Source organism: Corynebacterium kalidii (genome assembly GCF_022869005.1).
GTDB classification, from domain to species: domain Bacteria; phylum Actinomycetota; class Actinomycetes; order Mycobacteriales; family Mycobacteriaceae; genus Corynebacterium; species Corynebacterium kalidii.
The window spans coordinates 405,500-431,063 of the sequence record NZ_JALIEA010000017.1 but is presented as its reverse complement, the minus strand read 5'-3'; the positions used below and the strand labels follow the sequence as shown (position 1 = coordinate 431,063).

Here is a 25,564-nt window from a genome sequence, read left to right as displayed (position 1 = left end):
CACCCCCGGACGCACGGACAGGACGGCTACAGGCCCAGGACCGCCGCAGCAGCGACCTTGGCTTCCTCGGCCCCGTCAGCGTCGAGCGCCGCGGCCGCCATCTCCCGACAGACCGCGAAATCGACCTCACCGAGCTGTGCGCCGACCGCGGCTAGTGCGGGCGGGGCAGCGGAGAGCGACGTCACACCGAGTCCGGCCAGCACACAGGCCAACAGCGGGTCGGCGGCCGCCTCACCGCACACACCCACGGCGGTCCGCGTCACCGCACCGGCACGACAGGTCGTGTGCACCAGCCGCAAGACCGCCGGCTGCCACGGGTCGGTCAGATGCGCCAACGACGCCGACATCCGGTCCGCCGCCATCGTGTACTGGGTCAGGTCATTGGTACCGATGGAGACGAAGTCCAGGTGCGGCATCATCTTGTCCGCCATCAGCGCCGCCGCCGGGACCTCGATCATCGCGCCGGCGACCAGGCCGCGCTCGTGACACAACGCAGCGAACCACTGGGCCTCGTACACGGTCGCCACCATCGGAGCCATCACCCAGGTCTGTGCCGACGAGTCGGTACGGCCCGACTTCTCCAGTGCAAGGGCGATGCCGTCGAGCTGACGTTCGAGCAACTCCTGGTTCGTCCGGGCGATACGCAGACCACGGACACCCAGAGCCGGGTTCTCCTCTGTCTCCGCCATCACGTAGGGAACCGGCTTGTCCGACCCGGCGTCCAACGTGCGGATGACGACCTTCCCCTCCGGGAACGCCTTCAGCACCTCGGCATAGCGCTCCGCCTGCTCCTCCACCGACGGCTCGGTGGTCTCACTGAGGAAGCCCAGCTCGGTACGGAACAGCCCCACCCCCTCAGCCACGGACTCCGCGGCCTGCCGCGCCGCAGCACCGTCCTGGACGTTGGCGAGCAGCTGCACCCGGTGACCGTCGGCCGTCTGTGCCGGCCCGTGCCAGCCGCGCACCTTCGACGCGAGCTCGGCGGCTGCCGCCACCCTCTTCTCCACGTCCGCCGGGTCCACCCCGGTCTCCACCGTCCCCGCCGCAGCATCCACCAGCACCTCGGTGCCCGCCGCGATGGACTGCAGTGTCGAACCCACCGCCACGACGCAGGGGATGTCGAGCTGACGGGCAATGATCGCCGTATGGCTCGTGGCCCCGCCCTTCTCCGTGACGACAGCGATGATCAACGAGGGATCGAGGGTCGCGGTGTCCGCCGGCGCCAGGTCGTCGGCGAAGAGGACATGCGGCGAATCCACCTCGGGGATCCCCGGTTCCGGCTCCCCGCGCAACTCGGCGATGACCCGGTCGCGGACGTCCATCAGGTCGGTGACCCGCTCAGCCATCACGCCACCGGCCTTGAGGAACATCTCGACGAAATCGTCGGTGGCCTGCTTGACCGCGTAGAGGTTCGTCTGTCCGCCGTTGACGGACTTACGGACCTTCTTGGCCCAGGCCCGGTCCTTGGCGATCGCGACGGTCGCTTCAAGGACCTGCCGGGCATTGCCCTCGACCGTGGCGGCACGTGCGCTGAGACGCCCGGCGACGGTGTCCACCGCCGCGGTGAAGGCCTCGAACTCCGCCTCCCTGTCCCCTTCGGCGACCGTCCTGTCGGGCCCGGGCAGTTCCGGCCGGTCCGTCACCCAGGTCACGGGTGCGAAGACGGTGCCGGGAACGACTGATTTTCCCTTCAGGACGACGGGGTCACCGTCAGCCGAGGGGGTGGAGGAATTCGTGTCTGCCATAGTGTCTGGTCTCCCACGGGTGCTCAGAGAACTCTTCTGAAGGAACATCGGTTGACGTACAAAGGTTGGCCTCCACACTACCCGCTTCCCCACCCCGTAGTTCAGGTCCACCGCCGCCGTCCCGGCCTGCCCGCGTGCCGCGCCCACCCCCGAATCGGCGTCCTCCACCCCTCGGCCGCCGCGCGACCCCATAGAATGCACACCATGAACTCAGAGGAACGTCGTCGGCAGATCGCGTCACTGACCGCAGTCAACGGGCGTGTCACCGTGGTGGAACTGGCGGAACGTTTTGCCGTGACCCCGGAGACCATCCGGCGTGACCTGACCGTGCTCGACAACGACGGGGCGCTTCACCGGGTCCATGGCGGCGCCGTGCCGACCAACACCTTCCAGACCCGGGAGACGCCGATCGAACTCCGCAGCACCACCTCCACGGAGGCGAAGATCCGCATCGGGCACGCGGCGTCGGACCTGCTTCCGCGGACCGGCACCGTGTTCCTCGACGCCGGGACCACCACCGCCATGCTCGCGCATGCGATCGCCGAGACGGGACGCCCGGACGAGACCCCCTACCGGAACCTCACGGTGCTGACGAATTTCCTTCCCCTGGCCGTCCGTCTCTCGGCGGCGGGCCTGTCGGACGTGCAGCTCATCGGCGGGCATATCCGCCCCATCACCCAGGCCGTCGTCGGCGACATCGCCCTGCGCACCATCGGGGTCCACCACGCCGACATCGCGTTCATCGGGACCAACGCCTTGTCAATGGACCACGGGTTGTCGACCGCCGACGCCGAGGAGGCGGCCGTGAAGAGGGCGATGATCGCCAACTCCGACCGCGTCGTCGCCATGTGCGACTCCACGAAGTTCGGGCGGGACTACCTGGTCAGCTTCGCCAACGTCGCCGAGATCGACGTCCTGGTCACCGACGACTCAGCACCCCCGCAGTACCTCGAGGCCTTCGACTCCGAAGGCGTGACCGTGGTCACCGCCTGATCCGGAACCCGTGCAACGGAGGGGACGGCACGGGTGGCGCACAACCCCGGCGGCGTCGGCTACTCTGTCTGTGAGAGAGTGGGGCGCTCCACAGTCGATGCGACCGCACTCTGGACCACACGATAACGACGAACCGAAAAGGACCTGAGAACCATGGCCTCCACCACTGTCACCGTCGGCTCCACCGTGGGCCTGCACGCCCGCCCCGCCACCATCATCGCGGAAGCGGCCGCCAACTACGACGACGAGATCCTCCTCTCCCTGCCCGGTGAGGACGACGACGAGCCGTCGGACGCCTCGTCGTCGCTGATGATCATGGCCCTGGGTGCAGAGCACGGCGACGAGGTCACGGTGACCTCCGACAACGCCGAGGCCGTCGAGGCCATCGCGGCGTTGATCACCAAGAACCTCGACGAGGAGTAGGCCACACCCGGGGCCCCGCGCCCGGGCCCCGGCTCAGGACTTCAGGTAGTAGTCCCGCACCGAGAAGTCGCGTCCTTCACCGACGTTCTCGAACAGCCACCTCAGCACCGGGTACCCGACGATGATGCCCACCGAACCCCAGGCGATGCCCTCGAGTTCCAGTGACCCGATTTGCAGGGTAAGGTTTCCGATCCCCGCGATCAGGGCCACCGCGGCAGCCGCCAGGTTCACCGGGTTGGTCAGGTTGACGTTGTTGTCCTGCCAGATCCGGATCCCCAGGAGCCCGATCATCCCGTAGAGCACCATCGTCGCCCCGCCCAGCACCCCGGCCGGGATCGTGTTGATCACCGCGCCGAACTTCGGGACGAAGGCGAGGATCACCGCCGTCGCCGCGGCGACCCAGTACGCCGCCGTGGAGTAGACCCTGGTGGCCGCCATCACGCCGATGTTCTCCGCGTAGGTGGTCGTCCCGGATCCGCCGAATCCACCGGCGAGTGTGGTCGCCAGGCCGTCACCGATCAACGCGGGGCCGGCCTCGTCGTCGAGATTCCTCCGGGTCATCCCGGCGACGGCCTTGACGTGGCCCACGTTCTCGGCGATGAGCACCACGATGACCGGCAGCGTCAGCAGCACCGCGCTGGCATGGAACTCCGGGGTGTGGAAATCGGGCAGGCCGAACCAGGCGGCGTCCCCGATGACCTCACCGGCGTCGTCGGCGAGGTTGCCGGAGACGACCGCGAAGAGCCACCCGATGCCGACGCCGATGAGGATCCCCAGGCGTCCGACCATGCCCCGCCCGGCGACGGTCACCACCAGGACCGCGCACAGCGTCACCGCGGCGACCAACGGCTGCGCCGCGAAGTTGGACGTCGCCGCCGGGGCCAGGTTGAGCCCGATCAGGGCGACGATCGCCCCAGTCACCGCCGGCGGCATCACGGCGTCCAGCACCCTACGTCCCGCCACCTTGACCAGGACGCCCACGAGGATCAGCAGCAGTCCGGCGACGAACACCCCGCCGAGCTGCGCGGCGAACCCCTCGGCCTGGGTGGCCGTCAACGGGGCGATGAACGCGAAGGAGCTGCCGAGGTAGGACGGCACCCGGTTCCTGGTGACCAGCAGGAAGATGACGGTGCCGATACCGGAAAACAGCAGCGTGGTGTTGACCGGGAACCCGGTCAGGACCGGGACCAGCAGTGTCGAACCGAACATCGCGACGACGTGCTGCATCCCGATCCCTGTCGTCCGGGGCCAGCTCAGCCGTTCATCGGGGGCGACGACCGCCCCGGGCCTGATGTTGCGGCCGTCGCCGTGCAGTGTCCACCCGAAGAACCGGCCGCGCGGTGGCTCGCCGACGGGGCCACCGGTCTGTGTTGTCATCTCGTCCATTCGGACGAGCTTATTCTGTCCCCCCGTCGGCCGCGATACGCAGGTCCGCCAGTTCCGCGGCAATCACCCTGGGCAGGCGAACCTCGACGCGGGTGCCGTCCTCGGTGTACTCCTGCCCCAGGACGGTGCCGTACTCGTGCAGACGGGAGACCACGTCGCCCCGGTCGAACGGCACCTGCAGCACGACATGGTCGTCCAGCGAGTTGAGGAAGAGTTCCAGCCGGCTCTCCAGCGCCGCGACGCCTTCGCCGGTGGATGCCGAGACGAACACGACGTCGTCCAGCCTGCTGTGCAGTTCGGCCAGCACCAGCGGGTCCGCCGCGTCGACCTTGTTGACCACCAGGATCTCCGGCGGCGCGGAGGCACCGGTCTCCTCGGCGATCTCGCCGATGACCTTGTTCACCGCGGCGATCTGCTCCATCGGGAAGGGGTCGGAGCCGTCGACGACGTGCAGGACGACATCCGCGGCCATCACCTCCTCCAGGGTGGACCGGAACGCCTCGACCAACTGTGTCGGCAGGAAGCGGATGAACCCCACGGTGTCCGAGAAGACCACCGCGCGCCCGTCCGCGAGTTCCGCACGTCGCGTCGTCGGGTCCAGCGTGGCGAACAGCGCGTCCTCCACCAGGACGCCTGCCCCGGTGATCGCGTTGAGCAGGGACGACTTGCCTGCGTTGGTGTAGCCGGCGATGGCGATCTGGGCGATCGCGGAGGTGTCCCGGCGGTCACGCTTGACGTCCCGGGCCTTCTTCATCCCCTGGATCTCGCGGCGGAGCCGCGCCATCTCGCTACGCAGCCTCCGACGGTCGGCCTCGATCTTGGTCTCACCGGGGCCACGCAGTCCGACACCGCCGTTGGAGCCCGCCCGGCCGCCGGCCTGACGCGACAGCGCCCCGCCCCAGCCACGCACCCGCGTGATGAGGTACTCCAGCTGGGCCAGCGCGACCTGTGCCTTACCTTCCTTCGACTTGGCGTGCTGGGCGAAGATGTCGAGGATCAGCATCGTGCGGTCGATGACCTTGACGTCGAGCGCCTTCTCCAGGGCGATCATCTGGCCGGGGCTGAGCTCACCGTCGGCGATGACCGTGTCGGCATTGGTCTCGACGACGATCGCCTTGAGCTCCTCGACTTTGCCGGAGCCGATGTAGGTCCCGGCGTCCGGCTTGTCCCGACGCTGGTAGAGCATGTCGGCGATGTCGGAACCGGCGGTCTCCGCGAGCGCGGCGAGCTCCGCCAGGCGGGCCTCGATCTGCTCGAGGGTGCCCTCGGTCCACACGCCGACGAGAACGACCTTCTCGAGACGGAGTTTGCGGTACTCGACGTCGTAGCCGTCGTCCTGCTCGGTGGAGTGGATGTTCGTCCCGCGGCTGAGCCGACGCAGACTCGACCGCTGCTCGAGGTCCAGCTCCCCGACGGTGGTCTGCTCGTGGATCTCTTCGGGATCATGGTTCATGCTTGTCATTGCCCTCCATCTTTCCACGAGCCCGGGCCACGGAGTAGAGTCACACCCATGATTCCGGAACTGAAGAGTGTGGGGTTGGAGTTCAGCCGTTGGCAGGACGCTCTCGAAGCGGCGTACGGGACGGGGGCGTTGCGGGTCACCGGGGAGGTCCGGGACGGACAGGTTCTGCAGTACGACGACCCCAGCGGGGCACGCCTGGTGATCCTGGCAGTCCCGCCCTACGGTTCCTTCGCGAGTTTCAGCGGTGGCGCGGAGAGCTCGGCGCACCTGAGCATGGTCGACGACATCGTCGGCGTGCTCGACATCGTCGCCGACTCCCCCATGCTGCAGGTCCGTGCCGAAGGTGCCCCGGTGATCGCGTCCGTGACCGCCACGATCGCCCAGGGGCCCCTGCTGTCGGAGGAAGGCACCCTGACCTACCAGCCGATGCAGATCACCGCCCTCGCCGGTGACGTCTCGGTGTACCGCACCCGCGACGACGCCGCCCGTGCCGGCATCCTCCGCGTCGGTGCGGTGGAGTCCACCGGTCTGGCGGACCTGAACTCCGGTGCGGTCGCACCCCACGCTGCCGGCACCGTCGCCGTCGAGGTCACCGCAGCGGAACGTCGTACCGCGGCGCTGACCGGCCAGTCGTTCTGGGTGTGCACCGTCTCCGCCCCCTTCGAGTTCAGCGTCGTGTTGCCCGACAACGGGGAGGACGCCCTCCCCGCGGGGACGATCATCGCTGGACCGGTCCAGTTCACCGCCACCGCCGTGGACCCCGCGTCCTGCTCCTCCGGCGGCTGCGGCTGCGGGTCAGGAGGTTGCGGAGGATCCTGTGGTTAGGAGTCTGCCCAAGACCCTGATCATCACGGCATTGGTCCTGACGCTGTCGTGGATGCTGATCGGCACCCTCGGCCGACTCGGGGTCGTCATCGCCGTCCTCCTGGTCATCACCGCCACCGTGACGGTCATGCGCCAGGACTCGGAGCGTGAGATCGCGTCGCTGCGACGCTCGGTCGACCTCTCCGCCACCGACATCGCGACGATCCTCGACGACTGGGACGAGTTCCGCTACTCGCGCGACCCCGCGCGTATCCGGGACCGTCAGCTACACCGTCCCGAACTCTGCGACACCGGGTCCGGGATCTCCAGCGTGTCGCGGTTCCACGCCGCGGCAGGCTCCTGTGAGCGTTTCCTGCGGCATCTTCCCGAACGCACCAGCTCACTGACCACCGTGGCCGCGCTCACCGAGCTCCTGCACGAGACCGACCAGCGTGCCCTGAGCCTGCAGCGGCTGTGGGACCGCGCCCGCCAGGACTCCGCCAACTCCCGCCACCACTGAGCCGGTCTCCGCCCGGTCTCCCCCCCGGTCTCCGACCGGTGTCCGCCAGGGTCGCAGAGGTCACGGGGCGACGGTCAGTGGTCTCCGTCAGGACCTCCCGGCACCTGCCGAGGAGAGGTCCAGCGGTACGACGGTGGTGAAGACCAGCGTCGACGGCCCGCGGAGTGTGGCCGGGGTCAGCCGACCGTCCGCGTCCGCGCCGACGGTGACCGCCACCTCCCCGCCCGGGATGACGACCCGGACCGTCTCCTGCCACGCCTCCCCGCGCCGCGCCCGGTCGTCGATCCGGTCCTCCAACGCCGCGACGGCGGCGGCGACTGTCCCGGTACCGCACGACAGCGTCTCGCCGACGCCACGCTCATGCACCCGCATGTGCACGCTCCCGTCGGCCAACGGAGTCAGCAGCTCCACATTCACGCCCGTCGGGAAGAACCCGGCGTCGTACTCCGGCTCCTGGCCGACCCGGAGCGCCGCCAGTCCGGACGCGTCGAACCCGGGGACGACACAGGCCAGGTGGGGGTTACCCATGTCCACGCCGAGACCGTCGTAGCGGGTGCCGTCGAGGGTGGCGCTCGACCGTCCCGTGATCACCGGCACGCCCATGTCGACGCTGACCTCGGCCTCGGCGCCGGAGACATGGTGGATCCGCACGTCGCGCCGACCCGCCCGTGTGCCGACGGGCACGGTGCCGTCGTCGTTGAGGTAGCCGGGCGACGTCAGGTCCAGGGCGCTGAGGGCATGGGCGAAGACCCTGACCCCGTTGCCGCACATCTCCGCCACCGAACCGTCGGCGTTGCGGTAGTCCATGAACCAGTCACCGTCCCGCACCCCGTCCGGGAGGCTGTCGAGGACGCCGTGCCGGGCGAGGGCGCCGGCCGTCGCGATCCTGATCACGCCGTCCGCGCCGATTCCACGGTGGCGGTCGGCCAGTGACCGCACCAGGTCGTCGGTGAGGTCGACGGTGACGTCGGGGTCCGGGACCAGGAGAAAGTCATTGCCGGTCCCGTGTCCCTTGATTACCTCTGTCTGCGTGCTCGCGTCCATGGTCGAGAGTCTATCCCCCCGCGGTCCCCGCCGACGCCAGCGCGGCCGCCACCACCCGGTCGCCGGCATCCGGGGCCGCCGCGTCGACCCAGGTGATCCGTGGGTCGCGTCGGAACCACGCACGTTGCCGGCGGGCGTAGCGGCGTGTGCCGGTCACGGTACGGTCGACGGCCTCATCCAGCGTGAGCTCCCCGGCGAGGTGGTCGAGCACCTGGGCGTAGCCGATGGCCTGACCGGCGGTGGAGTCCCGGTGCAGCCCCCCGCCCTGCAGCCCCCGGACCTCGTCGACGAGTCCCTGGCGGAACATCCGCTCCACCCTGGTCTCCAGCCTCGGGTTCAACCATTCCGCGGCGGCGGACAACCCGATGATCGTCGTGTCCCAGCGGGTCGGCCGGTCCTTCGGCGGCTGCGACGCGGCGAAGGGCCGCCCGGTCAGTTCGATGACCTCCAGCGCCCGCACGGTCCTACGCCCGTCCCGGACCTCGATGACCCGGGCCGCGTCCGGGTCACGCTCCGCCAGGACCTCGTGCAGCTTCTCCACGCCGAGACGCCGGCACTCCTGTTCCCAACGGTGCCGGACCGTCGCGTCAGTGGGCGGCAGGTCCCAGTCGTCGAGCAGCGCCTGGACGTACATCATCGACCCGCCGACGATCACCGGCGTCCGGCCACGGGCACGGATGGCCTCGACGTCGGCGATGGCCGCGTCACGGTAGCGGGCCACCGACGCTGTGGCGGTGACCTCGAGGACGTCGAACTGGTGGTGCGGGATCCCGCGCCGTTCCCCGGGCGGCAGTTTCGCCGTGCCGATGTCCATCCCCCGGTAGAGCTGCATCGAGTCGATGTTGACGACCTCGCCGTCGAGCGCCTCGGCCACGTCGAGTGCGGCGTCCGACTTCCCGGACCCGGTCGGGCCGACCACCGCCACCGGACGGGGCGGTCGCTGGTGTTCTGTCATGGCCCCTGAGTCTACGTCCGGTTCCGGCGGCGCGGTAATGGCCCCTGGCGGGGTCTGCCATAATGTCAGGCAGCACAGTCACTCGACCGAAGGACCACCGATGAACGTCCCGAAGCCCGGCCCCCGACCCGGAGCACGTCCCGGACCCCGACCGGGCTCCCGACCGGGGGCTCAGCCCGCCGCCCCCGTGAGCACCACCGTCGCCCCGTCCATCGAGGACGCCACGGCCCACGGCCGGATCGACGCGGACGGTGTCGTGTGGCTCACCGTCCCGGATACCGACGGGTCCGGCGGCTCCACCGAACGTCGGGTCGGCGAGTGGAAGGCCGGGACCGTGGACGAGGGCCTCGCCCACTACGCCCGCCGGTTCGCCGACCTGGCCACCGAGATCGAGGTCCTGGTGGCCCGGCTGGGCACGCACCCGGAGGACGTCACCCGGGTGCGTGCCGACGCCCGCCGCCTGCGGGACGGGTTGCCGGACGCGGCGGTGCTCGGCGACGTCGCCCGCCTGGAGCGTCGGCTCGACGAGCTGCTCGCCCGCACCGGCCAGGTCGAGCAGCAGGTCGCGGACCGTCGTACGGAACTTGTGGCAGAAGCCGAGCGTATCGCCGCCACCGGGACCGACTGGAAGGCCGACGGCGACCGGCTGCGGGCGATCGGCGAGCAGTGGAACGCCGCCGGTGGCGACCGTGCCGCCGGGCGGGAACTGGCCTCGCGCCTGCGCAGCGCGCGGGAGGCCTTCAACGAGCGCCGGGAAAGCCACTTCGCCGACCTCGACAAGCAGCGGGACACCGCCCGACGGGTGAAGGAGAACCTGGTGGCCCGTGCGGTGGCCCTGCAGAACTCACGGGACTGGAACAACACGGCCCGGGCGTACCGCGACCTCATGTCCGAATGGAAGGCCGCCGGGCGTGCCCGCCGCGCCGACGACGACCGCCTCTGGGCGGAGTTCCGGCACGCCCAGGACGTGTTCTTCGGTGCGCGCGAGGAGGACAACCGCCGTAAGGACGAGGAGTTCGAGCACAATGCGGAGGTCCGCCAGGCGCTGATCGACGAGTACGACGGACGTATCGACCCGGCCGCGGACCTGGACCGTGCCCGTGAGCTGCTGCGCGAACTCCAGGACAAGTGGGACGCGGTCGGATACGTGCCCCGCGACCGTGTCCGCGAGTTCGAGGACAAGATCGGTGCGCTGGCCGCGCGCGTCAGCGACTACGCCGAACAGCAGTGGCGCAAGACCGACCCCGAGGTCGAGGCCCGGGTGGCCCAGTTCCAGGCGAAGGTCGACCAGTTGACGGCCGACGCCGACGCGGCCGAGGCGAAGGGCCGCCAGAAGGCTGCGGCGGACCTGCGTGAGCAGGCCGAGCAGTGGCGGTCCTGGGCACAGACGGCGGCCGAGGCGGCCCGGGACTAGTTCTCGGTGGGGCCCTCCGGGTCCACAGCGGACCCGGGTCCGGACTCGTCCGAGGGCCGGTCCGTCCGACGCCGTCGTGCCCGGACCTTGTCGCGGCGGTCGTCGACGAGATCGACGTCGTCGCGCGGTGCCAGGCCGGTGCGCAGCACCAGCTGAGCGGCCCGTGACTCCTCGTCCTTGCCGGCCTCAGCGCGCCGCTTCTCGGCGATCGCCTTCTGCACCGCCCCACGCCGCAGCAGACGCGCGGACAGGGCGATGAAGATCACGACCATGCCGACGGCACCCATGACCAGGCCGAAGGACGGGCCGTCGCCGGGCTCCGTCGGCGGACGGGACTGGCGCATCCCGATCGCGAGCACCGCGTAGACCCAGCCGATACCGGTGAGGATCCAGTTGATCCACAGCACCAACGACGAGCGGGAGACCACCGTACCCAGGGTCATCATCACGCCGCCGACGAGCGCGAGCCACGCGTAGACCCGCTCAGGCAGGGTGGTGACGTAGGTCTGGGCGACGTCGGAGAAGAACAGGACGTCGTAGCCGCGCACCGCACCGGAATGCGGCATGAAGATCGACACGAGCACCACGATCAGCCCGCACAGGAGCACCGGCAGCGAGGACCCGAGGACGACCGTCCCCGCGGCCTGCCGTTCAGCCTTGGCGAGGTCACCACCGGCGCTGCGCTCCAGTTCCGCCACGTGCTTCTCCAACGCCTCGGCACGGCGCCGGTTGACCGCCTCCCGACTCCCGTCGGTCTTTCCCACACTGCTACTCACAACCGCATCCTCCACTCTGGGTCGCCGGTGTCGCGGGTCGACCGATCCCGGGCAGTCCGAGGCCGACACCCACCGGTGCAGTAGTCGGCACGGTACCTGCCTCGGACATGTCCCCCGCCACGGTACGGCGGTGGGTGTGCACGGGGGAATCCGCCAACAGGAAGTGCGGGGCCGAACCGGTGACGGTGACCTCCACGACATCGCCGGGACGGATCGCCGTGTCCCCCGGTGAGAAGTGCACCAGACGCCCGTCGCGTGCCCGGCCCGACATCCGCCGCGTCGCCGCGTTCTTGCGTCCGCCGCCGGCCTGGACCAGGAGCTCGACCCGTCGGCCCACCTGGGCGGCGTTGTCCTCTCCGCTGATGCGCTCCTGCAGCTGCTCCAGCCGTTCATAACGGTCCTGGACCACGGCCTTGGGCACCTGGTCCGTCAGCGTCGCCGCGGGGGTGCCGGGGCGCGGCGAGTACTGGAAGGTGTAGGCGCTGGTGAACCGTGACTCCTCGACCACCCGGAGGGTCTCCTGGAAGTCCTCCTCGGTCTCCCCGGGGAAGCCGACGATCAGGTCGGTGGTGATCGCGGCGTCCGGCATCCGGTCCCGGACCTTCTCCAGGATGCCCAGGAACTTCTTCGAGCGGTAGGAGCGCCGCATCGCCTTGAGGATCCGGTCGGAACCGGACTGCAGCGGCATGTGGAGCTGCGGGCACACCGCGGGTGTCTCGACCATGGCGTCGATAACGTCGTCGGTGAACTCCGCCGGATGGGGGCTGGTGAACCGCAGTCGTTCCAGGCCGTCGATCTCCCCGCAGGCACGGAGCAGCTTCGAGAACGCCGTGCGGTCGCGGTCCAGGGAGGGGTCGGAGAAGTTCACGCCGTAGGCGTTGACGTTCTGCCCCAGCAGGGTGACCTCGGTGACGCCCTGGTCCACCAGGGCCTTGACCTCGGCGAGGATGTCACCGGGGCGGCGGTCCTGCTCGGCGCCGCGCAGCGACGGGACGATACAGAAGGTGCAGGTGTTGTTGCAGCCGACCGACACGCTCACCCACCCGGCGTAGGCCGACTCGCGCTTCGCCGGCAGCACCGACGGGAACTGCTCGAGGGAGTCGGCGATCTCGACCTCCGCACGGTCGTTGTGCGCGCTGCGGGACAACAGGGTCGGCAACGACCCCATGTTGTGCGTCCCGAAGACGACGTCGACCCACGGGGCCTTCTGGACCACGACGTCCTTGTCCTTCTGCGCCATGCACCCCCCGACGGCGATCTGCATGCCGGGGTTCTGCGCCTTGACCTCCTTGAGCTGACCGAGGGTCCCGTAGAGGCGGTTGTCGGCGTTCTCCCGCACCGCACAGGTGTTGAAGACGACGACGTCGGCGGTCGAGCCGCCGAGGGCGGGGACGTACCCGGAATCCTCCAGGAGACCGGAGAGCCGCTCGGAATCGTGGACGTTCATCTGGCACCCGAAGGTGCGGACCTCGTACGTTCGGGCACTCCGGTGGCCAGGCCGGGTCATTTCTGCAGTGCTTCGGGATTCAACCACGGTCCCCGAGTGTAGTCCAGCACCCCCGGGCGGACCGAACAGCCACCCACCGCCCACCCTCCCGGAACTGCGGATACCCGGCGTCCGCCAGGCGACGGCGTGACTCAAGCCTCACCAGGTTATCCAGGATGGGCCAACTAACATTAGACTCCCCCTATGACTGTTCACGAGAATGCACCAAGCATGATCACCCTCACCGGGGTGAACAAGTACTTCGGCGAGTTCCAGGCATTGAAGAACATCAACCTGGACATCCCCTCCGGCCAGGTGGTGGTCGTCCTCGGCCCCTCCGGCTCCGGGAAGTCGACGCTGTGCCGGACGATCAACCGGCTCGAGACTATCGACACCGGCGAGATCCACATCGACGGGGAGCTCCTTCCCGAAGAAGGCAAGGGCCTCGCCCGCCTCCGCTCGGAGGTCGGCATGGTGTTCCAGTCCTTCAACCTCTTCAGCCACATGACGATCCGGGACAACATCACCCTGGCCCCGATGAAGGTCCGCAAGACGTCCCGTGGCGACGCCGACAAGACCGCCGACCGGCTTCTCGAGCGTGTCGGTATCGCCGTGCAGGCGGACAAGTACCCGGCACAGCTCTCCGGCGGCCAGCAGCAGCGTGTGGCGATCGCGCGCGCACTGGCGATGGAGCCCAAGGTGATGCTCTTCGACGAGCCGACCTCGGCACTGGACCCCGAGATGATCAACGAGGTCCTCGACGTGATGGCCGATCTGGCAGCCGGTGGCATGACGATGGTCGTCGTCACCCACGAGATGGGCTTCGCCCGCCGCGCCGCGGACCGCATACTGTTCATGGCCGACGGCGCGATCGTCGAGGACACCGACCCGGAGACGTTCTTCACCAACCCGTCCTCCGACCGCGCCAAGGACTTCCTGGCGAAGATCGTCGGACACTAGCGGGAGAAGGTCACCCCATGAATCACTACACACGACTGCTCCGCCGCATCGCCGCCACCGTCGTCGTCGCCGCCGGCGCCGTCAGCCTGGCGTCCTGCGGCAACACCGAGGCACGGTCCCTGCTGGCGGACATCGAGAACGGCAGTGTCGTCCTGGGCACCAAGTACGACCAGCCCGGACTGGGCGAACGCACCCCCGAGAAGGATTTCGTCGGCATGGACGTCGACGTGTCGCGCTACGTGGTCACCTACATCGCCGACAAGAACGGGTGGGACGTCCCCGACATGCAGTGGCGCGAAACCCCGTCGGCGCAGCGCGAGACGCTGATCAACAACGGCGAGGTCAACATGATCACCGCCTCGTACTCCATCAACGCCGGACGCCTCGCCGCCGTCGACTTCGCCGGCCCCTACATGGTCACCCACCAGGGGCTCCTCGTCGAGTCCCAGACCGGCATCACCGGGCTGGAGGACGTCAAGGACGGCATGCGCCTGTGCTCGGTCTCCGGCTCCACCCCGGCGCAGAAGGTCAAGGACGCCCTGCCGGGAGTCCAGCTCCAGGAGTTCGACACCTACGCCGCCTGCGCCGAAGGCGTGAAGCAGGGCGTGGTGGATGCGCTGACCACCGACTCGACGATCCTCGCGGGATTCGCGCAGCGCTACAAGGAGCGCTACGACGACGACTTCCGTGTCATCCAGCTCCAGAACCCCGATGGCTCCTTCTGGACCGACGAGCACTACGGCATCGGCCTCCCCAAGGGCGACGGCGCCGACCGCGAGGCGGTCAACGAGGCACTCGAGGAGATGTACGACTCCGGCGCCTTCGACCGGATCGTCAAGGACAACCTCGGCGAGGACTTCGAGGTCGGGCCGAAGCCCGCCATCGGCGACCTCTCGTTCGCGGACAACTGAACCCACCACTGACAGAAAGGAGGTACCGACATGAATCCCGATCTCTGGGCCGAAATGGGCCCTCAGTTGCTGGGGGTGTTCTGGGTGACGATCAAGCTCACGCTGTGGTCCGCCCTCGGGTCGCTGATCCTCGGCACCGTTCTCACGGCGATGCGGGTCTGCCCCGTCGGCATCCTGCGCACGGTCTCCACCGTGTACATCAACACCATCCGTAACACCCCCCTGACCCTCATCGCACTGCTGATGTCGCTGGGGCTCTACTACCAGCTCAATCTCCTGCTCGCGTCGAACTCCAGCGAGAGCTTCATCGAGCAGCAGAACTTCCGGCTGGCGGTGCTGGCGTTCATCCTCTACACCTCGACCTTCGTGGCGGAGTCACTCCGGTCGGGCATCAACACCGTGCCGTTCGGCCAGGCCGAGGCGGCACGCTCGCTGGGCCTCACCTTCATCCAGAACTTCCGGCACGTCGTCTTCCCCCAGGCGTTCCGCGGCGCGATCGTGCCCCTGGGCAACACGCTGATCGCCCTGATCAAGAACACGACGATCGCCTCAGTCATCGGTGTGGGTGAAGCCTCCCTGCTGATGAAGACCATGACGGAGAACTACGCCAGTGACCTGCTCGTCATCTTCGCGATCATCGCGGCCGGATTCATCATCCTCACCCTGCCCACCGGAATGCTCTTCGGCTGGGCCGGCAAGCGTTGGGCGGTGAAGCGCTGATGTCCACCCGTGCCACAGTTCTCTACGACACCCCCGGCCCCCGGGCCGTGCGGTTCAACCGCATTCTCACTGTCGCCACCGTCGTCGTCCTCCTGCTGATCCTCGCCTCCGTGCTGTGGAAGCTGGGAGACGGCGGACAGTTGGACAAGGCCAAGTGGGAGATCTTCCTCCAGTCGTCCACGTGGACGACCTACATCCTCCCCGGGCTACTCAACACCGTGCTCGCGGCGGTCTTCTCGATCGTCCTCGCCTTGGTGATCGGTGCGGTTCTCGGCATCGGACGACTGTCGACGGTCCGTGCCGTGCGGTGGATCTGCGGCGTCATCGTCGAGTTCTTCCGCGCCATCCCCGTTCTGGTGCTGATGCTGTTCGCCTATTCACTGTTCGGGCTCTACGCGGTGTTCCCGTCCTCGATGATCGGCTTCGCGGCGGTGGTGTTCGCGCTGACGATGTACAACGGTTCGGTCATCGCCGAGGTGCTGCGCTCGGGTATCGAGTCGCTGCCGAAGGGCCAGTCCGAAGCCGCCTCCGCACTGGGGCTCTCGTGGGGCCAGACGATGCGGAAGATCCTCCTTCCGCAGGCCGTCGCCGCCATGCTCCCGGCCATCGTCTCGCAGATGGTCATCGCCCTGAAGGACTCCGCCCTGGGGTACATGATCGGATTCGTCGAGGTCGTGCGGTCCGGCCGCCAGCTCGGCGAGTTCTACGGCGCGATGCTCCCGGCACTGCTGGTGACCGCGGTGATCATGATTCTGATCAACTTCGCGCTGTCGAAGCTCGCCGAGCGTATCGAGTACCAGCTGCGTGCCGGTCGCGCCCGGAAGAACATCGCGGCGAAGGTCCCCCACCAGAAGGACCAGGGGATCGACACCAAGGATGTCGTGAACGTCGACTGGCATGCGCCCGGCCACAAGGACCTGCGGCCGACGACCGACTAGCTGAACCCGGCGTCACCGGTGGCCGCGCGTGTCACCTCCGGAGCTCCTCGATCCTGAGATCGAGGGCCTCCCTGGCGAGTACCAGGCACCGCCCCTCGGGGAACCCACGCCTGGCCCCGACGCCGACGATCCGCCGCAGCGCCTTGTCGTACTCACGGCGGTCAGCGGGCACCTGGGAGACGGTGCCCGCTTTTTTCGTGACCAGCTCCCGGAGGATCGCCTCCTGGTCGTCGTCACGGACCTGTTCCAGCGCCTCGGCGATGACCGGGGCCGGCACCCCCTTGTCGGTAAGTTCGCGACGTAGGACCGACACCGACTTGCGTTGGTTGAGGTGACGTTGCCTCACCCACTCGTGGGCGAACCTCCTGTCGTCGAGCATCCCGTTGGCGATGCAACGCTCGACGACGAGGTCCACCAGCTCCGGGTCGGCGGTGTCCCCGTCCTGCCCGGTGGTGTCGGCCAACCTCCGACGCAGTTCCTCGACGGACCGGTCGCGGTGGCTGATGAGACGCGTCGCCTTGTTCTTCAACGGGGCGAGCCGCTCCTCCAGCTGTTCGTCGACTATCCCGCCGTCGCCCCCGCCCTCCTGGATCGCGGCGACTGCGCGCCGGAGCTGGTCGATCGTCGAGAGCCCACGGTCGTCAGACTGAGACATCCGTGGTGCCTGGCCTAGTCGTCGTCCTCGTCATCGAACGTGGGGACCACGCTGATCGGGACATTGTCGGAATCCTCGACACCGGGGACGTCCAACGCGCCCTCGCCCTCTGCCGCGGCATCTGCGGCACCGGCCCCCGCATACGGCCCCACCTGCAGGGTGCGCATGATGCTGTCCTCGATCTCGGCGGACAGGTCGGGGTTGCTCTTGAGGAACTCACGGGCCTTCTCCTTGCCCTGGCCCAACTGGTCGCCCTTGTAGGTGTACCAGGAGCCGGACTTCTTCACGATGCCGTTGTCCACGCCGAGGTCGATGATCGAACCTTCGCGGGAGACACCCTCGCCGTAGAGGATGTCGAACTCGGCGATCTTGAAGGGCGGGGAGACCTTGTTCTTCACGATCTTCATCTTCGTACGGTTACCGACGGCGTCCTGGCCGTCCTTCAAGGTCTGGATCCGTCGGACATCACACCGCACCGAGGCGTAGAACTTCAGTGCCTTACCACCGGTGGTGGTCTCCGGGGAGCCGAACATGACACCGATCTTCTCGCGCAGCTGGTTGATGAAGATCGCCGTGGTACCGGTCTGGTGCAGGGCACCGGTCATCTTACGCAGCGCCTGGCTCATCAGACGCGCCTGGAGGCCGACGTGGCTGTCCCCCATGTCGCCGTCGATCTCGGCCTTCGGCGTCAGCGCAGCCACGGAGTCCACGACGATGATGTCGATGGCGCCCGACCTCACCAGCATGTCGGCGATCTCCAGCGCCTGCTCACCAGTGTCGGGCTGGGAGACCAGGAGGTTGTCGGTGTCGACCCCGAGCTTCTTGGCGTAGTCCGGGTCCAGCGCGTGCTCGGCGTCGACGAAGGCGGCGATACCGCCGGCCTTCTGCGCCTCGGCGATGGCGTGCAGCGCCACCGTCGTCTTACCGGAGGACTCCGGGCCGTAGATCTCCACGACGCGGCCGCGCGGGAAGCCACCGAGCCCCAACGCCACGTTGATGGCGATGTTCCCCGACGAGATGACCTGGATCGGCGGGCGGGTGTCGTCGCCGAGACGCATCACCGCACCCTTGCCGAAATCCTTCTCGATCTGCGACATCGCCAGATCGAGTGCCTTCTGGCGGTCAGCACCGGCGTTACCGGACGCGCTCTTCTTCTTGGTGGCCATGTGCCCTCATTTCCGTTCTCGTTCTCGACACTGCCTGTCGGCAGCGCCCGTGGGCCTCTCCGAAACAGAGAGACTCTCCCGGGCTCCCGGAGGTTCCCCGGGAGGCTGTCGGCATCGCAGACTATTTCTACCGTGCCGAGTGGACACACCAGACAATACACGAACCTGTGTTCGAAAACAGGTGACACACCCCGACAGGGCCGGCAGACCCCTCAGATGTCCTCGCCGAGACGACGTTCCGGAGGGACGTCGAAGTCGTCGCACAGCGCCAACCAGACCCCGCGGAGGTCATGCCCCTGTTCGATGAGCTCCCCCGGCGTCGCCCCGAGTGCCGCCAGGACATGGCTCCCGGCGATCCAGCTCCCGAAGGAGTCGCCGAATTCCCCGTGGACCAGTCGGTCGAACTCCGTGCGTCGCATGCCCACCACGCTAACAGACGCACCGTCACCCACCGATCTTGAACGGCGTACAAGTCTCGGACTAGAGTTCTTCACATGATGAACTCACCGACCCGGCGACGGACCGACGTCGCCGCACGCCGGATCACGGCCACCGACATCGCGCTTATGGCGACCTTCGCCGCCCTGATCATCGTCCTCGGCGGCGTCACCGTCCCTGTCGGGTCCCTCGGGGTCCCCGTCGTCCTGCAGAACATGGGCGTCGCCCTGACGGCGATGATCCTGGGCTGGAGACGCGGCACCATCGCCGTCGCCCTGTTCATCGCCGTCGGCTTCGTCGGTGTCCCGAACATGGCGGGATGGAAGCCCGCACTCGCCGCCGTCGCGGGCCCGACGGTCGGCTACGTCGTGGGGTACGTCGTGTCCGCCCTCGTCATCGGGTTGGTCGCCAGCGTCGCGCCACGGCAGCACCTCGCCCGGACCGTGGTCTTCGTCGTCGCCGGACTCCTCGGTGTGTGCGTCCAGTATCTCTGCGGCAGCATCGGGCTGGTGTTCCGCACCGGCATGGACTTCGCCGGTGCCCTGGCGTCGAACGCGCCCTTCATCCCCGGCGACGTCGTCAAGGTCGTCGTCGCCGCGCTGATCGCCGCAGCCGTCCTGCGCGCCGTCCCCGACCTGGTGCCGTCCCGGCGGCACGCGGGGGCGGTCCAGTGACCGTCAACTACCGCGACGCGACCGTCACCGTCGACGGCCGGACGATCCTGCACCCGGTCACCCTGGACCTCACCGAACAACGGGTCAGCGTCATTGGCGCGAACGGCTCCGGGAAATCCACGCTGATCCGGATGATCAACGGACTGACCCCGGCGAGCTCCGGCACCGTGACGGTCGGCGGTGTGCCGGTCGGCCGACGGGGCCGCAAGGTACGCGGCGCAGTCGGGTTCCTCTTCTCCGACCCCGACAACCAGATCATCATGCCCACCGTCGCCGAGGATGTCGCGTTCTCCCTGCGCGGAACCGGGCTCACCCGTGCCGAGGTCAAGGACCGTGTCGCCGGTGCCCTGGCGGCGGTGGGGCTGCAGGGCAAGGACGAACAGTCGCCCCACCACCTCTCCGGCGGAGAGAAGCAGATGCTGGCGCTGGCCTCCATCACGGCCCTCTCCCCCGAGGTCATCGTCGCCGACGAACCGTCGTGCCTGCTCGACCTGGTCAACCGCAACAAGCTCCGGAAGACCCTGGACGGGCTCTCCCAACAGGTCATCACCGTGACCCACGACCTCGAACTCGCCGCCGACGCCGACCGCACGCTCTGCGTGGACCGGGGCCGCATCGTGGACGACGGCCGTCCGGACCAGGTCATCGCCACCTATGTCCGCCGGATGGAGGAGGCGACGGCACCATGATCAGCCCGTCCCGTGTCCCCCTCGGGGTCTACTTCCCCGGCGACTCCCCACTGCACCGCACCACCCCCGGGGTCAAGCTGGCCGTGCTCGGCGTCTTCCTCGTGGTCTCCGCGGTCACGGTCGCCACCTGGGTCGGCGGCGTCATCTCCGTCGGACTCGTCGCCCTGGCCGTACTCGTCGGGCGCATCCCGCCCCGGCTCATGGCCCGGCAGCTGAACGGCGCCCTGCCGCTTCTCGTGTTCCTCGGGCTCATGCTCTGGTGGAGGACGGACGGACACCAGGCGGTCACCATGGTGCTCGTCCTGTTCGCCGCCGTCAGCGCTGCCCTCACCCTCACCCTCACCACCCGTGTCTCCGAGCTGATGGACACCTTCGACCGGCTGCTGACGCCCACCGCCCGCCTGGGGGTCCCGGTCGACCAGGTCAGCCTCGCGCTGACGCTGGCGATCCGGCTGATCCCCCTGCAGGTCCAGGCGGTCAACGACGTCCTGGACGCACGGCGTGCCCGCGGAAACCCCTCCGTCGGACTGTCCCTGACCGCGTTCGGGGTACCGGTGATCGTCAGGTCGATACTGCGTGCCCGGGGAATCGCCGACGCCCTGCGGGCCCGCGGCGCGGCAGACTGAATCCCCGGGGCGACGGCACACGCGGCCGTGCCGTCTCAGGAGCCCGTGATCTCCCTCCTACGGCGAGGCACACGCCTGACTTCCACACCACCCATGACGGCGACACCGCGCACCCGGACCACGGGGCATCCCCCGGCAGGTCACGTGAACTCCGTGTCACCGACGTCGCGCGCGCACTGGTGAAACCGCCCATCAGTCCAAGACCGTGCTCGACGACGCGCACGTCCTCCGGCACGAGCACCTGGACCCCGCCCATCACCGCGGTCACGGTGATCACCGTCTCCGGCGCCTCGAAGACGGCGTCACGGAGGTCGACGAGGGCTCCACCCATGACCGCCGCCACCCGGTGTGAGCGGCTGCAGGCCCATTCCCCCTTTTTCCCGGCGTCCGACATCACCGCGACGGTCCAGGCGGAACCCGGTCTACCGGTGGTGCGGGCGTCCACCGCCCCGACGCCCGGCGTCGCCCCATGGACCGGTGTCAGGCCCGTGGACCGTCGGTCCGGCTGCGGCAGAGCCACACCGGGCATGTCTCCGAGAACGACCGCCATCGGGTCGACGACGATATCGGCCACCAGATCGGCGAGGCCTGCACGCGACGGCGTGCTCCAGGCCACCGCGGACCGTTCATCGAACTCCCCCAGGTCGATCTGCCCGCGGGCTGTCGCATCGGACAGCTCCGCCAGGACACGCTCCCTGTCTGCTGTTGTGGCGCGCAGGGACCGCTCCCCGTCCGTTCCGGATATACGGTCACGCTGTGTCGCCATGTGACGAACACTACCCCACCCGGCCCGCTGTCCCAGTCCCCGACAGCAGGCGGAGCCGCTACTCGCCGCGGAGCTCCCGCATCTTCTGTGCGACCGCGTCGTTGTTGACCGCCTGGGCCTGGGGCTGTGCCTGGTTGATGGCGTGCTGCGCGCCGGCGCCGCCGGCCACGGCGTTCTGGCCGTTGTCGGCACCGCTCATCTCGGCACGGAGCTGCTCCAGGCGGGAATGACCGGCCATGCGCACGCCGGCCTGCTCGACTTCAGCCATACGACCCTGGACGGAGTTCTCCGCGAGCTCGGCCTGCCCCAGTGCGTTGGAGTAACGGCGCTCGATCTTCTCCCGCACCTGGTCGAGGTTCGGGGAATCCGCACTGGCGGCACGGTCCATCGACTGCAGCGACTCCGCGACCTTCTCCTGCATCTTCGCCTGCTCGAGCTGACTCAGCAGCTTGGTGCGCTCGGCCACCTTCTGCTGCAGCTGCATGGAGTTGCGCTCCACGGCCTTCTTCGCCTGGTCCGCCTGCTGCAGGGACTGGTCGTGCAGCTGCTTCATGTCCTCCACGGACTGCTCCGCGGTGACCAGCTGTGCGGCGAACGCCTCCGCGGCGTTCTCGTACTCGACCGCCTTCTGGTTGTCGCCCTCGGCACGCGCCTTGTCGGAGAGTGTGAGCGCCTGCTTCGTGTTCGCCTGCAGCTTCTCGATCTCCGCCAGCTGGCGGTTGAGCTTCATCTCGAGCTGCCGCTGGTTACCGATGACCGCGGCCGCCTGCTGCGACAGCTGCCGGTGCTGGTTCTGCGCCTCACGGATGGCCTGCTCGATCTGCACCTTGGGGTCCGCGTTCTCCTCGATCTTCGAGTCGAACAGGGCCATGAGGTACTTCCAGGCCTTTGAGAACGGGTTTGCCATGAGTCTGAACGTCTCCTTCGGACGGGGCGGGGCGGTCGCAGGGTTGTTGTGAACCTGGAAAGTATATCAGTGGGAGGCCACGGACACCGGTTCGACCGGTGTTGCCGCAGTCAGTTCGGCGGCAGCCGCGTCGAACGCCATCATCGCCGCGGCCTCGATGATCACCTGGGACACCCGGATGCCCAGTGCCATGCAGACGCTGGCCAGCAGCTCCGAGGACACCTCTTTACGGCCACGCTCGAGTTCCGAGAGGTAGCCCGGGCTGACGTTGGCGGCGACAGCCAGCTCGCGGAGTGTCCGGTGGGAATCCTCCCGGAATCCGCGCAGTGTCGCCCCCAGTGCCTCGCGCAGGAGAGGTTCGGCGAGTGGGGTCGGGACCGTGTCGACGCCCGCCAGATCGACGTCCGGCCGTTCTTTCTCGAGTACCGAAGTGTTCTTTGCCATCACCGTCTCCAACGGTTGGGGATCCCTTTTTGTTCCCGGTCAAGTCTAGACCACCGTCGACGTCGCCGTCACCGGCACCCGCATTCCCCTGTCCCGGGCCGGCACCCCGGGGACATGGCACGGCGTCAGTGGCCGTCCTCGTCCACCGCGGTGAGGGCGTCCAGGGCGTCGACGGCGTCGACCGCCAGGGACAGGGCGCGCGCGGTCGTCGCCGAGCGGATCAGTGCCCGTCGATCGGACACCGTCCCCGAGGAGTCGCCGACCCTACCGGAGACCTCGACGTCGTCGAGAGACACCACATGGTCGATCGCGTCCTCCCCCTGGCGCGGCGGCGACCAGACGGCGATGTAGACCTCCCCCACCGGATGACCGTCCTGACTGTCGGGGCCCGCGACCCCGGTGACCCCCAGTCCGATGTCGGCACCGCAGCGGGTGGCCGCACCCTTGGCCAGGCCCCGGGCGACATCAGGGTCGACGGGACCTCTCGTGGCCAGGAGCGCGCCGTCGACGCCGGCGAGCGTCTCCTTGAGGTCGGTCGCGTAGACGACGAGTCCGCCCCGCAGGACAGCGGAGGCTCCGGGGACCGCGGCGATCGTCGCAGCGATCTCGCCGGCGGTCAATGATTCGGCGGTGGCCACCGTGACCCTGGCAGACGCGCCCGACGACACGAGGCGACGGGCGAGGATCCCCGACAGGGACGGGCCGGTGGCCTCAGGCATCGGGGCGGTTCCGGGAGTCGAGGAGGTACTGCACGCCGGTCACCACGGTCACCAGGACAGCGAGCCCGACCAGCGGGTACGTCAGCCAGTTCGTCCACCCGGGCAGCGGGGCGATCACCATGGCGACCGCCAGGGTCTGCAGCACCGTCTTGAGCTTGCCCCCCTTGGAGGCGGGCACGACCTTGCCCTTCCGTGCCAGGACCATCCGCCACACGGTGATCCCGAGCTCCCGCACGACGATGACGACGGTCACCCACCACCAGAGGTCGCCCAGGAGGTTCAGGGAGACCAGCGCCGAGATCATCAGCGCCTTGTCGGCGATCGGGTCGGCGAGTTTCCCGTAGTCGGTGATGACCTCGTAGCGGCGGGCCAGGAACCCGTCCAGCTGGTCGGTCGCCATCAGCACACAGAAGGCCAGGAGGGCCCACCAACGCAACCCGCTGTCGAGCTCCCTGTCCCCCGCCAACGGGCCGGCGGCGAGCAACAACCACACGAAGACCGGGATCAGGACGATCCGGACGGTGGTCAGGACGTTCGGCAGGTTGTACCGGTGGACGGCACGACCGAACTGGGACCTTCCGGCACCGGTGGCTACACCGTGACTGCCGTGGTCGTCCCTGCCGTCAGTGTTCTGCGTCTCTTGCACGCTTCACATCCTACCCAGCAGCCGTAGGAGATGGTGCACCGACGGCCGCCTGTGTCAGTTGCGGTCCGGGTCACCGCTGGTGTCGGACGCCTCGGCCACTCCGGTGGTGCCTGCGGCACCGTCACCGGCGCGGTCGGCGCCCACGCTGTCCGCAGTGGCCGGAGCAGCTGCAGCATCCGCAGCACCGGCGTCAGCGGCACCAGAGTCGGCGTCGGCGTCGTTCTTGCCGCCGTCCCGCTTCGACTTCCAGAGGCTGGCGAGCACGGTCACCGTCAGCACACCGACGATCACGAGCAGGGAGACGACCGTCTGGACCTCCGGTGCGTCGTGCACCGGCTCGCCGCCGTTGATGAAGGGCAGGCCGTTCTCGTGCAGGGCGTGCAGGACGAGCTTGACGCCGATGAACGCCAGGATGATGCCCAGGCCGTAGGGCAGGTAGACCAGACGGTCGAGCAGACCGTCGAGCAGGAAGTACATCTGCCGCAGGCCCAGCAGGGCGAAGGCGTTGGTGGTGAAGACGATGTACGGCTCCTGGGTGATGCCGTAGATGGCGGGGATCGAGTCCAGGGCGAACATCAGGTCGGTCATGCCGATGGCGACGAGGCAGACGAGCAGCGGGGTGACGGTCAGCTTGCCGAGGCGACGCACCAGCAGCCGGTCGCCGCTGTAGTCGTCGGAGACGGGCACGGCCTTGTTCAGGACCTTGATCAGCTTCATGTCACTGGGGTCACGGGCGGGCTCGTCCGACACCTCGTCGCGGATCACCGTGTAGGCGGTCCACAGCAGCCAGATGCCGAAGAGGTAGAACACGTCCGACCAGGCCTCGATGGCGGCCGCACCGAAGGCGATGAAGACACCGCGGAAGATCAGCGCCAGGGCGATACCGATCAACAGCACCTTCTGCTGGTACTGACGGGGCACCTTGAACGTGCCCATGATCAGCGCGAAGATGAACAGGTTGTCCACGCTCAGTGCCTTCTCCGTCACGTAGCCGGTGAAGAACTCGACGCCGTGGCCGTGGGGGTCACCCGGTTCACCCCAGGTGAACCAGAGGAACACGCCGAAAGCACAGGCGAGCGCGACGTAGAAGAGGCTCCACCAGGCGGATTCCTTGATGGAGGGGGAATGGGGGGTACGCACGTGGGCGTAGAAATCGAAGATGAAGAATCCTGCGATCACCGCGATCGTGATGACCCAGGTGAGAGTGTTCACTTCCATGACGGTAAAGACCTCCGGTCGGCTTGGTTGACCGGAGGTCTCCCCCACCACCGGAGTCAACTCCAGATGGCCGGCACGA

At 68.5% G+C, this 25,564-nt stretch carries 28 protein-coding genes; 12 read left to right on the top strand and 16 right to left on the bottom strand.

The genetic code is table 11. The features are described 5' to 3' along the window. Positions 1 to 26: 26 nt before the first annotated feature. On the bottom strand, positions 27 to 1,745 hold the full coding sequence (gene ptsP / locus MUN33_RS12675) for a phosphoenolpyruvate--protein phosphotransferase (protein ID WP_244805276.1): 1,719 nt from the start codon (positions 1,743 to 1,745) through the stop codon (positions 27 to 29). A 204-nt stretch (positions 1,746 to 1,949) separates the two neighbouring features. On the opposite strand from ptsP, the gene MUN33_RS12670 reads away from it, so the two are divergent. Further along, positions 1,950 to 2,738 (top strand): DeoR/GlpR family DNA-binding transcription regulator, encoded by a 789-nt coding sequence (locus MUN33_RS12670; RefSeq protein ID WP_244805275.1) that lies wholly within the window; start codon positions 1,950 to 1,952, stop codon positions 2,736 to 2,738. Between the two features lie 153 nt (positions 2,739 to 2,891). Then, on the top strand, positions 2,892 to 3,161 hold the full coding sequence (locus tag MUN33_RS12665) for an HPr family phosphocarrier protein (RefSeq protein WP_244805274.1): 270 nt from the start codon (positions 2,892 to 2,894) through the stop codon (positions 3,159 to 3,161). Positions 3,162 to 3,194: 33 nt separating this feature from the next. On the opposite strand, the gene MUN33_RS12660 is transcribed toward MUN33_RS12665, so the two are convergent. Both MUN33_RS12660 and hflX read right to left on the bottom strand, forming a co-directional pair. Then, entirely contained in the window at positions 3,195 to 4,538 is a 1,344-nt protein-coding gene (locus tag MUN33_RS12660; RefSeq protein WP_244805533.1) for a uracil-xanthine permease family protein, read from the bottom strand. A 19-nt stretch (positions 4,539 to 4,557) separates the two neighbouring features. Beyond that, positions 4,558 to 6,000: a GTPase HflX gene (gene hflX / locus MUN33_RS12655; RefSeq protein ID WP_244805273.1), complete on the bottom strand. Its 1,443-nt coding sequence runs from the start codon at positions 5,998 to 6,000 to the stop codon at positions 4,558 to 4,560. Positions 6,001 to 6,057: 57 nt separating this feature from the next. Between hflX and MUN33_RS12650 the strand changes: the two genes are divergently transcribed. After that, entirely contained in the window at positions 6,058 to 6,834 is a 777-nt protein-coding gene (locus MUN33_RS12650) for a hypothetical protein (protein WP_244805272.1), read from the top strand. Then, positions 6,827 to 7,333 carry a hypothetical protein gene (locus MUN33_RS12645; protein ID WP_244805271.1) on the top strand — a complete coding sequence of 169 codons (507 nt, stop codon included), beginning with the start codon at positions 6,827 to 6,829 and terminating at the stop codon, positions 7,331 to 7,333. The genes MUN33_RS12650 and MUN33_RS12645 overlap by 8 nt, the downstream gene beginning before the upstream one ends. Positions 7,334 to 7,420: 87 nt before the next feature. On the opposite strand, the gene dapF is transcribed toward MUN33_RS12645, so the two are convergent. Both dapF and miaA read right to left on the bottom strand, forming a co-directional pair. After that, positions 7,421 to 8,377 carry a diaminopimelate epimerase gene (gene dapF / locus MUN33_RS12640; RefSeq protein ID WP_244805270.1) on the bottom strand — a complete coding sequence of 319 codons (957 nt, stop codon included), beginning with the start codon at positions 8,375 to 8,377 and terminating at the stop codon, positions 7,421 to 7,423. A 10-nt stretch (positions 8,378 to 8,387) separates the two neighbouring features. Next, the gene (gene miaA, locus MUN33_RS12635; protein WP_244805269.1) at positions 8,388 to 9,332 is read right to left on the bottom strand and encodes a tRNA (adenosine(37)-N6)-dimethylallyltransferase MiaA; all 945 of its coding nucleotides are present in this window, start codon (positions 9,330 to 9,332) and stop codon (positions 8,388 to 8,390) included. A gap of 100 nt (positions 9,333 to 9,432) precedes the next feature. Here miaA and MUN33_RS12630 point away from each other — a divergent pair, with 100 nt between their 5' ends. After that, positions 9,433 to 10,746, top strand: a complete 1,314-nt coding sequence (locus MUN33_RS12630) for a DUF349 domain-containing protein (RefSeq protein ID WP_244805268.1) — start codon at positions 9,433 to 9,435, stop codon at positions 10,744 to 10,746. Here the strand turns inward: MUN33_RS12630 and MUN33_RS12625 are convergent. Together MUN33_RS12625 and miaB are read right to left on the bottom strand one after the other, a co-directional pair. Then, entirely contained in the window at positions 10,743 to 11,522 is a 780-nt protein-coding gene (locus tag MUN33_RS12625; protein ID WP_244805267.1) for an Rv2732c family membrane protein, read from the bottom strand. The two genes, MUN33_RS12630 and MUN33_RS12625, sit on opposite strands and share 4 nt — an antisense overlap. After that, on the bottom strand, positions 11,515 to 13,029 hold the full coding sequence (miaB, locus tag MUN33_RS12620) for a tRNA (N6-isopentenyl adenosine(37)-C2)-methylthiotransferase MiaB (RefSeq protein WP_244805532.1): 1,515 nt from the start codon (positions 13,027 to 13,029) through the stop codon (positions 11,515 to 11,517). Before miaB ends, MUN33_RS12625 begins: the two co-directional genes overlap by 8 nt. A 210-nt stretch (positions 13,030 to 13,239) precedes the next feature. Here miaB and MUN33_RS12615 point away from each other — a divergent pair, with 210 nt between their 5' ends. The 4 genes from MUN33_RS12615 to MUN33_RS12600 are packed head-to-tail and all read left to right on the top strand — an operon-like array spanning position 13,240 to position 16,537. After that, positions 13,240 to 13,968: an amino acid ABC transporter ATP-binding protein gene (locus tag MUN33_RS12615; RefSeq protein WP_244805531.1), complete on the top strand. Its 729-nt coding sequence runs from the start codon at positions 13,240 to 13,242 to the stop codon at positions 13,966 to 13,968. Between the two features lie 17 nt (positions 13,969 to 13,985). Then, the gene (locus MUN33_RS12610) at positions 13,986 to 14,879 is read left to right on the top strand and encodes a transporter substrate-binding domain-containing protein (RefSeq protein ID WP_244805266.1); all 894 of its coding nucleotides are present in this window, start codon (positions 13,986 to 13,988) and stop codon (positions 14,877 to 14,879) included. Positions 14,880 to 14,909: 30 nt separating this feature from the next. Beyond that, a complete protein-coding gene (locus tag MUN33_RS12605) occupies positions 14,910 to 15,599 on the top strand; it encodes an amino acid ABC transporter permease (protein WP_244805265.1) in 690 nt (229 codons plus the stop codon). Continuing rightward, positions 15,599 to 16,537, top strand: coding sequence for an amino acid ABC transporter permease (locus tag MUN33_RS12600; protein WP_244805264.1), 939 nt, complete (start codon positions 15,599 to 15,601; stop codon positions 16,535 to 16,537). Before MUN33_RS12605 ends, MUN33_RS12600 begins: the two co-directional genes overlap by 1 nt. 31 nt (positions 16,538 to 16,568) lie before the next feature. On the opposite strand, the gene MUN33_RS12595 is transcribed toward MUN33_RS12600, so the two are convergent. From MUN33_RS12595 to MUN33_RS12585, 3 genes are all read right to left on the bottom strand, one after another. Further along, positions 16,569 to 17,192, bottom strand: coding sequence for a regulatory protein RecX (locus MUN33_RS12595; RefSeq protein ID WP_244805263.1), 624 nt, complete (start codon positions 17,190 to 17,192; stop codon positions 16,569 to 16,571). Between the two features lie 14 nt (positions 17,193 to 17,206). Then, positions 17,207 to 18,358 carry a recombinase RecA gene (gene recA, locus MUN33_RS12590; RefSeq protein WP_244805262.1) on the bottom strand — a complete coding sequence of 384 codons (1,152 nt, stop codon included), beginning with the start codon at positions 18,356 to 18,358 and terminating at the stop codon, positions 17,207 to 17,209. Positions 18,359 to 18,570: 212 nt separating this feature from the next. Further along, positions 18,571 to 18,777 (bottom strand): DUF3046 domain-containing protein, encoded by a 207-nt coding sequence (locus MUN33_RS12585; RefSeq protein ID WP_244805261.1) that lies wholly within the window; start codon positions 18,775 to 18,777, stop codon positions 18,571 to 18,573. A gap of 75 nt (positions 18,778 to 18,852) precedes the next feature. On the opposite strand from MUN33_RS12585, the gene MUN33_RS12580 reads away from it, so the two are divergent. The 3 genes from MUN33_RS12580 to MUN33_RS12570 are packed head-to-tail and all read left to right on the top strand — an operon-like array spanning position 18,853 to position 20,785. Further along, positions 18,853 to 19,470 (top strand): biotin transporter BioY, encoded by a 618-nt coding sequence (locus MUN33_RS12580; protein WP_244805260.1) that lies wholly within the window; start codon positions 18,853 to 18,855, stop codon positions 19,468 to 19,470. Next, positions 19,467 to 20,159 carry an energy-coupling factor ABC transporter ATP-binding protein gene (locus MUN33_RS12575; protein ID WP_244805259.1) on the top strand — a complete coding sequence of 231 codons (693 nt, stop codon included), beginning with the start codon at positions 19,467 to 19,469 and terminating at the stop codon, positions 20,157 to 20,159. Before MUN33_RS12580 ends, MUN33_RS12575 begins: the two co-directional genes overlap by 4 nt. Then, positions 20,156 to 20,785, top strand: a complete 630-nt coding sequence (locus MUN33_RS12570; protein ID WP_244805258.1) for an energy-coupling factor transporter transmembrane component T family protein — start codon at positions 20,156 to 20,158, stop codon at positions 20,783 to 20,785. Before MUN33_RS12575 ends, MUN33_RS12570 begins: the two co-directional genes overlap by 4 nt. Here MUN33_RS12570 and MUN33_RS12565 read toward each other — a convergent pair. The 6 genes from MUN33_RS12565 to MUN33_RS12540 form a co-directional block, all read right to left on the bottom strand. Beyond that, positions 20,721 to 21,551 (bottom strand): DUF1707 SHOCT-like domain-containing protein, encoded by an 831-nt coding sequence (locus MUN33_RS12565; RefSeq protein ID WP_244805257.1) that lies wholly within the window; start codon positions 21,549 to 21,551, stop codon positions 20,721 to 20,723. The genes MUN33_RS12570 and MUN33_RS12565 overlap by 65 nt on opposite strands. Before the next feature lie 58 nt (positions 21,552 to 21,609). Beyond that, positions 21,610 to 22,458 carry a PspA/IM30 family protein gene (locus tag MUN33_RS12560; protein WP_244805256.1) on the bottom strand — a complete coding sequence of 283 codons (849 nt, stop codon included), beginning with the start codon at positions 22,456 to 22,458 and terminating at the stop codon, positions 21,610 to 21,612. 66 nt (positions 22,459 to 22,524) lie between these two features. Continuing rightward, positions 22,525 to 22,902 carry a helix-turn-helix domain-containing protein gene (locus tag MUN33_RS12555; protein WP_244805255.1) on the bottom strand — a complete coding sequence of 126 codons (378 nt, stop codon included), beginning with the start codon at positions 22,900 to 22,902 and terminating at the stop codon, positions 22,525 to 22,527. Positions 22,903 to 23,027: 125 nt separating this feature from the next. Then, positions 23,028 to 23,621 (bottom strand): CinA family protein, encoded by a 594-nt coding sequence (locus MUN33_RS12550; RefSeq protein ID WP_244805254.1) that lies wholly within the window; start codon positions 23,619 to 23,621, stop codon positions 23,028 to 23,030. Beyond that, positions 23,614 to 24,162, bottom strand: coding sequence for a CDP-diacylglycerol--glycerol-3-phosphate 3-phosphatidyltransferase (gene pgsA / locus MUN33_RS12545; protein WP_244805530.1), 549 nt, complete (start codon positions 24,160 to 24,162; stop codon positions 23,614 to 23,616). Before pgsA ends, MUN33_RS12550 begins: the two co-directional genes overlap by 8 nt. Positions 24,163 to 24,321: 159 nt before the next feature. Beyond that, positions 24,322 to 25,485, bottom strand: a complete 1,164-nt coding sequence (locus MUN33_RS12540) for a TerC family protein (protein ID WP_244805253.1) — start codon at positions 25,483 to 25,485, stop codon at positions 24,322 to 24,324. Between the last annotated feature and the right edge of the window lie 79 nt (positions 25,486 to 25,564).

What these genes read in the sequence shown, in the direction of transcription:
- MUN33_RS12615 (WP_244805531.1), top strand. Translation starts at nt 13,240, where the DNA reads ATGATCACCCTCACCGGGGTGAACAAGTACTTCGGCGAGTTCCAGGCA.
- MUN33_RS12610 (WP_244805266.1), top strand. Translation starts at nt 13,986, where the DNA reads ATGAATCACTACACACGACTGCTCCGCCGCATCGCCGCCACCGTCGTC.
- MUN33_RS12605 (WP_244805265.1), top strand. Translation starts at nt 14,910, where the DNA reads ATGAATCCCGATCTCTGGGCCGAAATGGGCCCTCAGTTGCTGGGGGTG.
- MUN33_RS12560 (WP_244805256.1), bottom strand. Translation starts at nt 22,458, where the DNA reads ATGGCAAACCCGTTCTCAAAGGCCTGGAAGTACCTCATGGCCCTGTTC.
- MUN33_RS12630 (WP_244805268.1), top strand. Translation starts at nt 9,433, where the DNA reads ATGAACGTCCCGAAGCCCGGCCCCCGACCCGGAGCACGTCCCGGACCC.
- MUN33_RS12650 (WP_244805272.1), top strand. Translation starts at nt 6,058, where the DNA reads ATGATTCCGGAACTGAAGAGTGTGGGGTTGGAGTTCAGCCGTTGGCAG.
- miaA (WP_244805269.1), bottom strand. Translation starts at nt 9,332, where the DNA reads ATGACAGAACACCAGCGACCGCCCCGTCCGGTGGCGGTGGTCGGCCCG.
- MUN33_RS12595 (WP_244805263.1), bottom strand. Translation starts at nt 17,192, where the DNA reads ATGTCTCAGTCTGACGACCGTGGGCTCTCGACGATCGACCAGCTCCGG.
- MUN33_RS12555 (WP_244805255.1), bottom strand. Translation starts at nt 22,902, where the DNA reads ATGGCAAAGAACACTTCGGTACTCGAGAAAGAACGGCCGGACGTCGAT.
- MUN33_RS12665 (WP_244805274.1), top strand. Translation starts at nt 2,892, where the DNA reads ATGGCCTCCACCACTGTCACCGTCGGCTCCACCGTGGGCCTGCACGCC.
- MUN33_RS12670 (WP_244805275.1), top strand. Translation starts at nt 1,950, where the DNA reads ATGAACTCAGAGGAACGTCGTCGGCAGATCGCGTCACTGACCGCAGTC.
- dapF (WP_244805270.1), bottom strand. Translation starts at nt 8,377, where the DNA reads ATGGACGCGAGCACGCAGACAGAGGTAATCAAGGGACACGGGACCGGC.
- MUN33_RS12660 (WP_244805533.1), bottom strand. Translation starts at nt 4,538, where the DNA reads ATGACAACACAGACCGGTGGCCCCGTCGGCGAGCCACCGCGCGGCCGG.
- MUN33_RS12570 (WP_244805258.1), top strand. Translation starts at nt 20,156, where the DNA reads ATGATCAGCCCGTCCCGTGTCCCCCTCGGGGTCTACTTCCCCGGCGAC.
- MUN33_RS12600 (WP_244805264.1), top strand. Translation starts at nt 15,599, where the DNA reads ATGTCCACCCGTGCCACAGTTCTCTACGACACCCCCGGCCCCCGGGCC.
- MUN33_RS12585 (WP_244805261.1), bottom strand. Translation starts at nt 18,777, where the DNA reads ATGCGACGCACGGAGTTCGACCGACTGGTCCACGGGGAATTCGGCGAC.
- hflX (WP_244805273.1), bottom strand. Translation starts at nt 6,000, where the DNA reads ATGAACCATGATCCCGAAGAGATCCACGAGCAGACCACCGTCGGGGAG.
- MUN33_RS12580 (WP_244805260.1), top strand. Translation starts at nt 18,853, where the DNA reads ATGATGAACTCACCGACCCGGCGACGGACCGACGTCGCCGCACGCCGG.
- MUN33_RS12540 (WP_244805253.1), bottom strand. Translation starts at nt 25,485, where the DNA reads ATGGAAGTGAACACTCTCACCTGGGTCATCACGATCGCGGTGATCGCA.
- miaB (WP_244805532.1), bottom strand. Translation starts at nt 13,029, where the DNA reads ATGACCCGGCCTGGCCACCGGAGTGCCCGAACGTACGAGGTCCGCACC.
- ptsP (WP_244805276.1), bottom strand. Translation starts at nt 1,745, where the DNA reads ATGGCAGACACGAATTCCTCCACCCCCTCGGCTGACGGTGACCCCGTC.
- recA (WP_244805262.1), bottom strand. Translation starts at nt 18,358, where the DNA reads ATGGCCACCAAGAAGAAGAGCGCGTCCGGTAACGCCGGTGCTGACCGC.
- MUN33_RS12565 (WP_244805257.1), bottom strand. Translation starts at nt 21,551, where the DNA reads ATGGCGACACAGCGTGACCGTATATCCGGAACGGACGGGGAGCGGTCC.
- MUN33_RS12550 (WP_244805254.1), bottom strand. Translation starts at nt 23,621, where the DNA reads ATGCCTGAGGCCACCGGCCCGTCCCTGTCGGGGATCCTCGCCCGTCGC.